13 protein-coding genes are annotated in these 11,500 nt (G+C 72.6%); 9 read left to right on the plus strand and 4 right to left on the minus strand.

What is annotated here, in order from left to right; all coding sequences use genetic code 11:
- Positions 1–24: 24 nt before the first annotated feature.
- Both CW362_RS31965 and CW362_RS31970 read left to right on the plus strand, forming a co-directional pair.
- Positions 25–1,035, plus strand: coding sequence for an EamA family transporter (locus CW362_RS31965; protein ID WP_103553089.1), 1,011 nt, complete (start codon positions 25–27; stop codon positions 1,033–1,035).
- A gap of 202 nt (positions 1,036–1,237) precedes the next feature.
- A complete protein-coding gene (locus CW362_RS31970) occupies positions 1,238–2,230 on the plus strand; it encodes a DMT family transporter (RefSeq protein ID WP_103553090.1) in 993 nt (330 codons plus the stop codon).
- A gap of 277 nt (positions 2,231–2,507) precedes the next feature.
- Here CW362_RS31970 and CW362_RS31975 read toward each other — a convergent pair whose 3' ends face one another.
- Complete coding sequence (locus tag CW362_RS31975; RefSeq protein WP_240658138.1) at positions 2,508–3,197, minus strand: pyridoxamine 5'-phosphate oxidase family protein; 690 nt, start codon at positions 3,195–3,197, stop codon at positions 2,508–2,510.
- Between the two features lie 35 nt (positions 3,198–3,232).
- On the opposite strand from CW362_RS31975, the gene CW362_RS31980 reads away from it, so the two are divergent.
- On the plus strand, positions 3,233–4,564 hold the full coding sequence (locus CW362_RS31980) for an aminotransferase class I/II-fold pyridoxal phosphate-dependent enzyme (protein ID WP_103553092.1): 1,332 nt from the start codon (positions 3,233–3,235) through the stop codon (positions 4,562–4,564).
- A 24-nt stretch (positions 4,565–4,588) separates the two neighbouring features.
- On the opposite strand, the gene CW362_RS31985 is transcribed toward CW362_RS31980, so the two are convergent.
- Positions 4,589–5,524, minus strand: coding sequence for a DMT family transporter (locus CW362_RS31985; protein ID WP_103553093.1), 936 nt, complete (start codon positions 5,522–5,524; stop codon positions 4,589–4,591).
- Between the two features lie 75 nt (positions 5,525–5,599).
- Between CW362_RS31985 and CW362_RS31990 the strand changes: the two genes are divergently transcribed.
- Complete coding sequence (locus tag CW362_RS31990; RefSeq protein ID WP_103553094.1) at positions 5,600–6,511, plus strand: LysR family transcriptional regulator; 912 nt, start codon at positions 5,600–5,602, stop codon at positions 6,509–6,511.
- A 22-nt stretch (positions 6,512–6,533) separates the two neighbouring features.
- Here the strand turns inward: CW362_RS31990 and CW362_RS31995 are convergent, their stop codons facing one another.
- On the minus strand, positions 6,534–7,001 hold the full coding sequence (locus CW362_RS31995; RefSeq protein WP_103553095.1) for a pyridoxamine 5'-phosphate oxidase family protein: 468 nt from the start codon (positions 6,999–7,001) through the stop codon (positions 6,534–6,536).
- Positions 7,002–7,220: 219 nt separating this feature from the next.
- Between CW362_RS31995 and CW362_RS32000 the strand changes: the two genes are divergently transcribed.
- Complete coding sequence (locus CW362_RS32000) at positions 7,221–7,859, plus strand: cysteine hydrolase family protein (RefSeq protein ID WP_103553096.1); 639 nt, start codon at positions 7,221–7,223, stop codon at positions 7,857–7,859.
- Between the two features lie 41 nt (positions 7,860–7,900).
- On the opposite strand, the gene CW362_RS32005 is transcribed toward CW362_RS32000, so the two are convergent.
- Positions 7,901–8,335 carry a Rieske (2Fe-2S) protein gene (locus CW362_RS32005; protein WP_103553097.1) on the minus strand — a complete coding sequence of 145 codons (435 nt, stop codon included), beginning with the start codon at positions 8,333–8,335 and terminating at the stop codon, positions 7,901–7,903.
- A 221-nt stretch (positions 8,336–8,556) separates the two neighbouring features.
- On the opposite strand from CW362_RS32005, the gene CW362_RS32010 reads away from it, so the two are divergent.
- The 4 genes from CW362_RS32010 (at position 8,557) to CW362_RS32025 (ending at position 11,454) form a co-directional block, all read left to right on the plus strand.
- Positions 8,557–9,330 carry a HipA family kinase gene (locus CW362_RS32010; RefSeq protein ID WP_103553098.1) on the plus strand — a complete coding sequence of 258 codons (774 nt, stop codon included), beginning with the start codon at positions 8,557–8,559 and terminating at the stop codon, positions 9,328–9,330.
- Positions 9,327–9,710, plus strand: a complete 384-nt coding sequence (locus CW362_RS32015) for a DUF3037 domain-containing protein (protein ID WP_103553099.1) — start codon at positions 9,327–9,329, stop codon at positions 9,708–9,710. Before CW362_RS32010 ends, CW362_RS32015 begins: the two co-directional genes overlap by 4 nt.
- Before the next feature lie 203 nt (positions 9,711–9,913).
- Positions 9,914–10,675 carry a 3-oxoacyl-ACP reductase FabG gene (gene fabG, locus CW362_RS32020; RefSeq protein ID WP_103553100.1) on the plus strand — a complete coding sequence of 254 codons (762 nt, stop codon included), beginning with the start codon at positions 9,914–9,916 and terminating at the stop codon, positions 10,673–10,675.
- A gap of 17 nt (positions 10,676–10,692) precedes the next feature.
- Positions 10,693–11,454 (plus strand): SDR family oxidoreductase, encoded by a 762-nt coding sequence (locus tag CW362_RS32025; protein WP_103553101.1) that lies wholly within the window; start codon positions 10,693–10,695, stop codon positions 11,452–11,454.
- Positions 11,455–11,500: the final 46 nt, after the last annotated feature.

The raw sequence follows: 11,500 nt of genomic DNA on the forward strand, positions 1-11,500 counted from the left end.
GGTCATGTCGTCGCCTGTCATCATGTGCCGGTGCACACCTCTCAGGGCAGTCAGGGCAACCAGGGAAGAGGCGTCGGTCTGGGCCTCGCGCTCGTGTCGGCAGTCGCCTTCGGCGGATCGGGTGTCGCGGCCAAGCCGCTGATCGAGGCGGGGCTCGACCCGCTCCACGTGGTGTGGCTGCGGGTCGCCGGCGCCGCCCTCGTCATGCTGCCGCTCGCCGTGCGGCACCGGGCGCTGGTCAGGCGGCGCCCCGCGCTGCTCGCCGGATTCGGACTCCTCGGCGTGGCCGGTGTCCAGGCCTGCTACTTCGCCGCGATCTCCCGCATCCCCGTCGGCGTCGCCCTCCTCGTGGAGTACCTGGCCCCCGCACTGGTTCTCGGCTGGGTGCGCTTCGTGCAGCGCCGGCCCGTCACGCGTGCCGCGGCTCTCGGAGTCGTCCTCGCGGTCGGCGGACTCGCCTGCGTGGTGGAGGTGTGGTCGGGGCTCGGCTTCGACGCCGTCGGACTCCTGCTCGCACTGGGCGCCGCCTGCTGCCAGGTCGGCTACTTCGTCCTGTCCGACCAGGGCAGCGACGCGGGCGACGAGGCGCCCGACCCGCTGGGCGTGATCGCGTACGGGCTGCTCGTCGGCACCCTCGTGCTGACCGCGGTCGCGCGCCCCTGGGCCATGCACTGGTCCGTTCTCGGGGGCAGCGCGGACATGAACGGGACGTCCGTGCCTGCCTCGCTGCTCCTCGGCTGGATCGTGCTCGTCGCCACCGCCGTCGCCTACGTCACCGGAGTCCTCTCCGTGCGCAGGCTCTCCCCGCAGGTCGCGGGCGTGGTGGCCTGTCTCGAAGCGGTGATCGCCACGGTCCTGGCGTGGGTACTGCTGGGCGAACACCTCTCGACGCCGCAGATCGTCGGCGGCGCGGTGGTCCTGCTCGGCGCCTTCATCGCGCAGTCGTCGGCCCCGGCGAAACCCCCGCGGGATCCGGTCGCGAGCGGGACGGGCGACGCCGAAAGGGAATTGTCGGCCCACGGAACGGCGGTCTAGAGTGCGGATCATGCCTGCGACGCTCGTTCTTCCGCCTCCGGCCGCCTGAGGCGGGCGTACCGGAACACCGGCCCGGCCCCGTGCCGGGCGGAACGGCGCTGCCCGCAGAAGAAGTCCGAGGACCTTCCGCACGCCCCTGCCCCGCGGCACGGGCGGCGACGCGGTCCCTTCCCGAACTTCTGCGGATCTGCGGAGAGAACACGTGTCGAACAACAACGCTGTCGGCCTGCCCGTCGGGCGAGGCCTGCTCTATCTGATCGTCGCCGGTGTCGCGTGGGGCACCGCGGGCGCCGCCGCGTCCCTGGTCTACCGGGCCAGTGACATGGGGCCGGTCGCCCTCTCCTTCTGGCGCTGCGCGGGCGGACTCCTCCTGCTGCTCGCCCTGCGCCCGCGCCGCCGTCACCCGCGTCCTCGCCCCGGCGGGCACGCGGGCCGTCCCGCCGCGCGGGAGGCACTCGGCTCCAAGGTCCTGCGGATCGGTCTGACCGGCCTCGGGCTGGCCGTGTTCCAGACCGCCTACTTCGCCGCCGTCGAGGCGACCGGCCTCGCGGTGGCGACCGTCGTCACCCTGGGCGCGGGGCCCGTCCTCATCGCGCTCGGCGCCCGGCTGGCCATGGGGGAGCGGCTCGGCCGGGGCGGGAGCACCGCCGTCGTCGGGGCGCTGACCGGGCTCGGCGTGCTGGTCCTGGGCGGCGGGGGCGCCACCGTGCGCCCCTGGGGCGTCGTGCTCGCGGTCCTCTCCGCGGCCGGGTACTCCGCGATGACGCTGCTCACCCGGTGGTGGGGGCGCGACGGCCGGGGCGACGGATCCGGCACGACGGCGTGGACGTTCGCCGTCACCACCGTCTGTCTGCTGCCGCTCGGGCTCGCCGAGGGACTGGTCCCGCACACCGTGGAGCCCGTCCGCCTGCTGGCCCTGCTGGCGTACGTCGCGGCGGTCCCCACGGCGCTGGCCTACGCGCTCTTCTTCGCCGGCGCCGCCGTCGTCCGCTCCGCCACCGTGTCCGTGATCATGCTCCTGGAGCCGGTCTGCGCGGCCGTGCTCGCCGTCGGCCTGCTCGGCGAGCGGCTCACCCCGGCGACACTCGCCGGGACCCTGCTGATGCTCGGCTCGGTCACCGGACTCGCGGTGGCGGAGGCGCGCGCCGCGGGTGCCGAACGGCTCGCGGCGGCCGAGGAGCCGCTTCTCGTGTGAGGTCCGGCGGGCGGCGGGCGCCCGGGTGACGCCGTCCGGGCGGCGCCCGGACGGGACCGGAGGGGCGGCCGGTGCTCCGGTGCGACCGGCGGGCGGCCGCCCGCTCGGGCGGGGCCGGAGGTGTGGCCGGCGCTCCGGTCCCGGTCGGCGCCGGTCCCGGAAGGGGCGGTGCCGGTACGGGACGAGCCGGGGCGCGGTGCCGGTCCGGGGTGCGGGGGCGCGGGGCCGTCTTCCGTCCGTGTGCCGACCGGCCCCGTCGCTCACGGCGTCGTCGGTCTCACAGGGCCGTCAGGTAGTCGGGCAGGCCGATGCCCGGTGCCAGGTCGTCCGCCGGGACCGGGGTGCCGTACCCCTTGGACAGCGGGACCACACCGGTCCAGTGCGGGAGGGAGAGGTCCTCGGGCTCGTCGTTCGGACCGCCGCCGCGCACCTTGGCGGAGACCTCGTCGAGGTCCAGGCTGATCACGGCCGTGGCCGCGAGTTCCTTGGCGTTGGCGGGGCGGGAGTCGGCGGCGCGGCCGGGGACGACGTGGTCGACCAGCGCGTCCAGCGCGAGGCGCCGCTCCTCGGGGTCCGTCACCTGACGGGCGACGCCGTGCACGACCACGGAGCGGTAGTTGATCGAGTGGTGGAAGGCCGAACGGGCCAGCACCAGTCCGTCGACGTGGGTCACCGTCAGACAGACGGCCAGCCCGGGATCGGCCTGGCCGGTCATCCGCAGCGGCCGCGAACCCGTCGACCCGTGCACGTAGAGCCGTTCGCCGACGCGCGCGTAGAGCGTGGGCAGGACGACCGGAGCGCCGTCACGGACGAACCCGAGATGGCACACGTACCCCTCGTCGAGTATCGCGTGCACCAGCTCCCGGTCGTACGCGGCGCGTTCCTTGGAGCGGGTGGGGACGGTGCGGTCGGTCGGGGTGTAGGCAGCGGCCTCCGTCGTCCTCGGCTGGGTGCTTGTCTCCGACATTGCCATCTCCATTGTACTAGTGCATAATCTGTTTTGTGCTAGGAGAGTATCGGATCGAAGGGCGTCGCGCAGCCGACATCGCCGCCGACGTGGAACGGGCGGTCGGAGCGGGGGAGCTGGAGCCGGGGCAACTCCTGCCGCCCATGCGGGAGCTGGCCGAGGAACTGGGGGTCAACCCGAACACGGTCGCGGCCGCCTACCGCACCCTGCGTGAGCGCGGGGTGATCGAGACCGCCGGCCGCCGGGGCAGCCGGGTGCGCCCGAAGCCGGCCACCACCGGACGTGAACAGCTGCGCGTCGAGGCGCCCGAGGGGGTACGCGACCTGGGCGAGGGCAACCCCGACCCCGAGCTGCTGCCGGCTCTCGCCGAGGCCTTCGCGGTGGCGGCCCGGGAGTCGGACCGGCATCCCGTGCAGTACGGGCAGGACGCCGTCGAGCCGGAACTGGCGCGGCTGGCCCACGCCGCGTTCGAGGCGGACGGAGTGCCCGAGGGGCCCGTCGTCGTCACCTCCGGATCGCTCGACGCGATCGAGCGCGTCCTGACGGTCCACCTCAGGCCCGGCGACACGGTGGCCGTCGAGGACCCGGGCTGGGGCAGCCTGCTCGACCTCCTTCCGGCGCTGGGGCTGCGCGCGACCGCTGTCGGCGTCGACGACGAGGGGCCGCTCCCCGAAGACGTACGGCGTGCGCTGGCGGCCGGGGCACGCGCCCTGATCGTCACCGACCGGGCGCAGAATCCCACCGGCGCAGCGGTCACCGCCGCCCGCGCGCGTGCCCTGCGCTCCGTGCTCGAGGAGTACCCCCGGACCCTGCTCGTCGAGGACGACCACGGTCATCGGATCGTCGACCTGCCCCTGCACCCCCTCGCCGGAGCCACGCGCAGCTGGGCCTTCGTGCGCTCCGTCGCCAAGGCGTACGGGCCCGACCTCCGGCTCGCCGTGCTCACCGGGGACCCCGTCACCGTCGACCGGGTGCACGGGCGGCAGCGGCTCGGCCCCGGCTGGGTGAGCCGGCTGCTCCAGAAGGCCGTCGTCCACCTGTGGACCTCGGGCACGGTCGACGCGGGGGCGGTGGCGGCCGCGTACGGCGCGCGCCGCGACATGCTGATCGACGCCCTGCGGGCGCGCGGTGTCGAGGCGCGCGGACGCAGCGGGATGAACGTCTGGATCCCCGTTCCGGACGAGACCGCGGTCGTCTCCCGGCTGCTGCACCGCGGCTGGGCGGTCGCGCCCGGCGCCCGCTTCAGGATGAGCTCGCCGCCGGGCGTCCGGATCACCGTGTCGACGCTTCGGCCCGAGGACGCCGAGCCGCTCGCGGACGCCGTCGCGTCCGCCGTGGGACCGGCCCCCGCACGGCGTTACGTCTGAGCCGTGCGCCGGGCGCCTCCGGTGTCAGTCGCGCGGTCCGGTCTGGGTGAGGGCCGCGCCCGCGAGGACGATCACCGCGCCGACGGGCGTCGACCAGGCCAGTGACTCGCCGAGGATCGCGACACCGGCGGCGGTGGCGATGACCGGGATGAAGTACGTGACCATCTGCGCCGTCGTCGGGCCGACCTCGGCGACGATGCCGTACTGCAGGAGCATGGCCAGACCGGTGCCGAGGGCCCCGAGGGCCGCGATCGCGAGCAGCGGCACCCATGCGACACGGCTCGGGAGCGTGGTGAACAGCGGGGTGACGAAAGCCAGTTGGGCGGTGGCCAGGAGCAGCTGGGCGCCGGTCATCGACAGGTGCGAGTGCCCGGTGCCGGCCAGGGTCCGGCGGACGTAGATCCAGCCGACCGGATAGCTCAGCGACGCCAGCAGGGCCATCGCCGTGCCCGTGGCGTCCAGGCCGTGGAAGCCCTGCCAGACACCCAGGACCGTCAGGACCCCGAGGAAGCCGATGCCGAGACCGGCCACTCTGCGCCGGGTCGGCCGGTCCTCGGAGAGGGCGACCAGGGACAGGGCCATGCCCCACAGCGGCGACGTCGCGTTGCAGATGCCCGCGAGCGTGGAGGGGATGGTCAGCTCGGAGTAGGCGAAGAGGGAGAACGGCAGCGCGTTCAGCAGGAAGGCCGCGACCGCGAGGTGGCCCCACGTCCGCGCCCCGCGCGGCAGCCGCTCCCGCTTCACCGCCATCGCCGCCACGAGCACCGCGCTCCCGAACAGCAGCCGGCCGAAGGTGACCTGGAACGGCGCGTACCCGTCCGTGCCGACCTTGATGAACAGGAAGCTGAAGCCCCAGATCAGCGACAGCACGCCGAAGCGGATCCGCCAGTCGAGGGTGGCGCGGCGGCGGGGCGCGACGCCGTTCGGCGTCACGGTGCGGGAGGAGGCGACGGTGCTCATGGGGTCCAGGATGGAGCAGGGCGATCTCGTAGCACAAGCGAGAATATTCGAGCGGTATCTCGTAGCATTGCTTACATGTTGAACCTGGAGCGACTGCGCACCCTCGACGCCCTGGCCCGGCACGGCTCGGTGAGCGGCGCGGCCGAGGGGCTGCACGTGACCACCTCGGCCGTCTCCCAGCAGATGTCGAAGCTGGAGCGCGAGGTGGGACAGCGGCTCCTCGCCAAGAACGGCAGGGGAGTGCGCCTGACCGACGCCGGGCGGCTCCTCGCCGAGCACGCGGCCCGCATCCTGTCCCAGGTCGAACTCGCGCAGTCCGACCTGGAGGCGCAGCGCGGCCAGGTGGCCGGCGAGCTGAGACTGTCCGCGTTCCCGACCGCGGCGCGCGGGCTGTTCCCGGCGGCACTCGCGCAGCTGCGCGCCGACCACCCGGGACTGCGGGTGCGCTCCAGCGAGCTGGAGCCGGAGGCCGGGGTGGCGGGAGTGGTGCGCGGGGACCTGGACCTCGCGGTCGTGCTCGACTGGTACAACAAGCCGATGCCCCTGCCCGACGGCCTGGTGAAGGCGTCGATCCTCGAGGACCCGGCCGATGTGGCGATGCCGGCCGGTCACCGGCTCGCGGGCCGCGCCGAGGTGGACCTCGGGGACTTCGCCGACGACGAGTGGATCACCTGGGCCGAGGGCGAGTTCTGTCACGAGTGGTTGATGTTCACGCTGCGTTCCCAGGGGGTCGAACCGCGCATCGGGCACCGCGCCGGGGAGACGCACACCCAGCTCGGGCTCGTCGCCGCGGGACTCGGGGTGTGCGTGGCCCCGCTCCTCGGACGCCACCCGATGCCCGAGGGGGTCGTCACGGTGCCGGTGCGCCAGCGTGTGCGCCGCCACGTCTACGTCGTGTGGCGGGCCGACGCCGACCGCCGGCCCTCGATCAGGGCGGCGGTGGACGCCTTGCGCAGGGCCGGTGCGGCTGTGGAGGCCGTGAAGTAGGAGCGGGTGAAGGGCGGTTCGGCTACATCGGGGGGAGTTTGCGGAAGTCCCACGAGGCGATGGCGGTCGGCGTCAGCCGCATCCACGCGTGCCGGCCGTCGTGCGGCATCTCCTCCAGGCCGAAGTTCTTGCGGGCGAACAGGATCTCCGGGACGTCGAGTTCGGCGCACAGCTCTCCGGTGCGGGGGAACTCGCCGACGAACTCCACCGTTCCGGACAGCTCGACGCCCCGCAGCTCCCCGTACTCCTCGCCGGAGTCGACCACCACCGCGACCCGCGGGTCGTTCCGCAGCTGCACCCAGCGCTTGCTGCGCACCACCGAGTACAACCACAGCGAGGTGCCGTCCCAGGCGAACCAGAGGGCGCTCACGTGCGGGACCCCGTCCTTCGACACGGAGGCGACGCGGCAGGTGCGCTGGGTGGTGAGGAACTCGTCCAGTTCACCGGGGGTCATCATGATCTTCCGGCCCCTGCGCTGGGTGACGGTCATACGGTCCCCTCTTGTCCTGTGTTCTTGCTCTGTGTGATCGGCGTTCTCGTCCGGTGCGCCGGCCGGAGCCGGTGCCGATCCCGTTCCGTGCGCCGGCTCCGTCCGCCGGGCTTTCCGTAAAAATTTCTGACGTTCCGTCAGGAAAGCATGAGGCGTCTTCCGTCCTCACGCAATGGTCGTTACGCTCCGCCGTCCCGACCCGCGACGACAAGGAGAGCCATGCCGTCGTTCGAGCAACTCGGTGAACTCCTCGACCCCGTCGGCACGGTACTGCTCACCGTGGAGTGCCAACAGGGCGTCGTGGGCCCGGACGGCGCGCTGCCCGAACTCGCCCGGGAGGTACGGTCGTCCGGAGCGCTCGCCCGGATCGCCCGGCTGGTCGACGCCGCGCACGAGAGCGGGGTGCAGGTGATCCACGCGGTCGCCGAGCGCCGCCCGGACGGCCGCGGCGCGAACCGCAACGCCCGGTTGTTCCGGGCGGCCGAGCGGCTGCCCGTGCGACAGCTGACCGGTACGGCGGCGGTGCGGATCGCGCCGCCCGTCGAGGTGGCCGAGGAGGACTTCGTCGTACGCAGGCTGCACGGTCTGTCGCCGATCTCGGGCACCGACGTCGACCCGCTGCTGCGCAACCTGGGCTGCCGCACCCTCGTCGTGACGGGGGTCTCGGCCAACATCGCCGTTCCCAACGCGGTGTTCGACGCCGTGAACCGCGGCTACACCGTCGTCGTTCCCGCGGACGCCGTCGCGGGGGTGCCCTCCGAGTACACCCCCGCGATGATCCGGAACACGCTCGCGCTGGTCGCCACCATCACGACGACCGACGACGTGCTCGCCTGCCTCGAACGGAAACGGCGCTGAGGAGGCCGACGCTCCGAACGGCCGACGGCCGGTGGCGGCGGTCAGGCCAACTTGATGGAGTCCCCGTCGACCTTGATGTCGGTGACGGCCAGCCCGGTCGTCGCGGGCCCCTTCTTCACACTGCCGTCGGTGGCGGAGAACTCGCTGTTGTGGCAGGGACAGGTGATGACGCCGTTCGCGATGCCCTTGACCGCACAGCCCTGGTGGGTGCACTTCGACGAGAAGGCCTTGAAGGTTCCCGCCGTCGGCTGGGTCACCACGACCCCCTTGTCGGCGAAGACCTTGCCGCCGCCCTCGGGGATGTCGCTGGTCTTGGCGAGTTCCGTGCCGGCCGCGTTCCCGGCGTCCGCGGTGTCGGAAGCCTTGTCGTCCGACCCGCACGCGGTCAGCGCGACGGCGAGCCCTGCCGCGCCGACCGCCGCCACGACGGTGCGCCGGGCCGGTCCCTGTGCGGAGTGAAGCGATTCGCTGGTCATGCTGGCTTTCCCTTCGGCGGACATGATCTGGATCTGATCAGAGGTACGGTCCGTCGTCGCGTGCTGTTCAGGCAATGGCGACTTCTTGACCTGATCGACAGCGTTCCGACAGCCGGGGGCGCCCGGTCGCCGCCCGCTCCGCCCCCGACACCGGGAGATCGCCCCGGCCTCCGTCACCGGGTCGCGTCCGCCGGGCGGGACCACCCCAGTAACCTGGGGCGATGCTCAAGGAAGTGAACGCCTCCCGCTACATCACGCCGTTGCGCGAGGGCGGCTCGCTGCCGGGACTCGTCGAGGCCGACGACCTCGGGACGTACGTCATGAAGTTCACCGGCGCCGGACAGGGGCGCAAGACGCTCGTCGCGGAGGTCGTCTGCGGTGAACTCGCCCGTCGGCTCGGCCTGCGGGTGCCCGGCCTGGTGACGATCGGCCTCGACCCGGTCCTCGGGCTCGGGGAACCGGACCAGGAGGTCCAGGAGCTGCTGAAGTCGAGCGGCGGACCGAACCTCGGGATGGACTTCCTCCCCCGCGCCATCGGGTTCGACCCCCTCGCCTTCGAGGTGAGCGCGCGGGAAGCGGGCCGGATCGTCTGGTTCGACGCCCTGGTCAACAACGTCGACCGCTCCTGGCGCAATCCCAACCTGCTGATGTGGCACGGCGAGCTGTGGCTCATCGACCACGGCGCCACGATGATCTGGCACCATCACTGGCCCGGTGCCGAGACCTCCGCCGCCAAGCCCTACGACATCTCCGACCACGCGCTCGCCCCCTTCGGCCCGGACATCGCCGCAGCCGCCGCCGAACTGGCCCCGCGGATCACCGAGGACCTGCTCGCCGAGGTCACGGCCGAGATCCCCGACGCGTGGCTGGCCGGCGAACCGGGCTTCGACACGGTGGACGAGCTGCGGCGCGCCTACGCGCGGCCGCTGCTGGCGCGCGCCGCCGTCATCCACGAGCGGATCAAGGGCATCGACGGCAGCGAGGGGGACAGGTGAACGAGCGGAACGTCTTCGAGTACGCGCTGCTGCGTGTGGTGCCGCGGGTCGAACGCGGCGAGTGCTTCAACGCGGGCGTGCTGGTGTACTGCCGGGCTCACTCCTTCGTGGCGGCCCGCACCCATCTGGACGAGAACAAGCTGCTCGCACTCGACCCGGACGCGGACGTGACGGGCGTACGGGCCGCGCTGCGAGCCGTCGAAGGGGTCTGCGGCGGAGGGAAAGCGGCTGGTCAAGCGGCAGGCGACGACGCCGGACGGCGTTTTCGCTGGCTGATCGCGCCGCGCTCGACGGTGGTCCAGCCGGGTCCCGTGCACACCGGTCTGACCGCCGATCCCGAGGCCGAGACCGAGCGGTTGCTCCAGCTCCTGGTCAGGTAATGGATCACATGCGCGCGGTGTGCCGTTGACACCGCGTGCCAGGGCTTCTAGCGTCACGTCTGCTGAAGGTACTAAGCGGTCGCTCACCTGACGGGCGTACCGTGTGAGCCGCGGGTCCTCCCGGACCCCGGGGACTCCGCAAGGTTGTCGAGACAGCTTGGCCGGGCTTGGGCCGGCTTTTCCAAGGGCGAGGAGAACCAGCAATGTCCACCACTGAGCAGCGCGTCGCCGTGGTCACCGGTGCCGCGCGCGGCATCGGCGCCGCGACCGCCGTACGACTGGCCGCGGAGGGCCGCGCCGTCGCGGTGATCGACCTCGACGAGGCCGCGTGCAAGGACACCGTCGAGAAGATCACCGCCGCGGGCGGCAAGGCCCTCGCGGTCGGCTGCGACGTCTCCGACGAGGCCCAGGTGGAGGCCGCCGTCGCGCGGATCGCCGAGGAGCTCGGCGCGCCGACCATCCTGGTGAACAACGCGGGTGTCCTGCGGGACAACCTGCTGTTCAAGATGGGCGCGTCCGACTGGGACACCGTCATGAACGTGCACCTGCGCGGTGCCTTCCTGATGGCGAAGGCCGTCCAGAAGTACATGGTGGAGGCCAAGTTCGGCCGCATCGTCAACCTGTCCTCGTCCTCGGCCCTGGGCAACCGCGGCCAGGCCAACTACTCGACGGCCAAGGCCGGTCTCCAGGGCTTCACCAAGACCCTGGCCATCGAACTCGGCAAGTTCGGTGTGACCGCGAACGCCGTGGCGCCCGGCTTCATCGTCACCGACATGACCGCCGCCACCGCCGCCCGCGTCGGGATGGACTTCGACGACTTCCAGGCCGCGGCCGCCACCCAGATCCCCGTGCAGCGCGTCGGCAACCCCGACGACATCGCCAACAGCATCGCCTTCTTCACCGGCGAGGCCGCCGGCTTCGTCTCCGGCCAGGTGCTGTACGTGGCCGGCGGACCGCTCAACTAGACCCAGGGGAAAAGCACATGACCACCCTCCCCGAACTCTCGGGCAAGGTCGCGCTCGTCACGGGCGCGAGCCGCGGCATCGGCTACGGCGTCGCGGAGGCCCTGGTCGCCCGCGGCGACCGGGTCTGCATCACGGGCCGCAACGAGGACGCCCTCAAGGAGGCCGTCGAGAAGCTCGGCGCCGACCGCGTCATCGGTGTGGCCGGCAAGGCCCACGACGAGGCCCACCAGGCCGTCGCCGTGGAGCGCACCATGGAGGCGTTCGGCCGCGTCGACTTCCTGGTCAACAACGCCGGTACGAACCCGGTGTTCGGGCCGATCGCCGAACTCGACCTCAACGTGGCGCGGAAGGTCTTCGAGACCAACGTCGTCTCCGCGCTCGGCTTCGCCCAGCTGACCTGGAAGGCCTGGCAGAGCGAGAACGGTGGCGCGATCGTCAACATCGCCTCGGTCGCCGGCCTCGCGCCCTCGCCGTTCATCGGCGCGTACGGCGTCAGCAAGGCCGCGATGATCAACCTGACCGTGCAGCTGGCGCACGAGTTCGCGCCCAAGGTGCGGGTCAACGCCATCGCGCCCGGCGTGGTGAAGACGAAGTTCGCGGCCGCGCTGTACGAGGGCCGTGAGGCGGAGGCCGCCGCGGCCTACCCGCTCGGCCGGCTCGGTGTGCCCTCCGACATCGGCGGGGCGGCCGCGTTCCTCACCTCGCAGCAGTCGGACTGGGTCACCGGTCAGACGCTCGTGGTCGACGGCGGTATGTTCCTCAACGCCGGAGTCGAGTGACACGGGGCCGGCCGGACGCTCCCCGAGCGTGGGGAACGTCCGGCCG

The sequence above is a fragment of the Streptomyces populi genome, from assembly GCF_002911015.1.
In the GTDB taxonomy this organism is placed as follows: domain Bacteria; phylum Actinomycetota; class Actinomycetes; order Streptomycetales; family Streptomycetaceae; genus Streptomyces; species Streptomyces populi.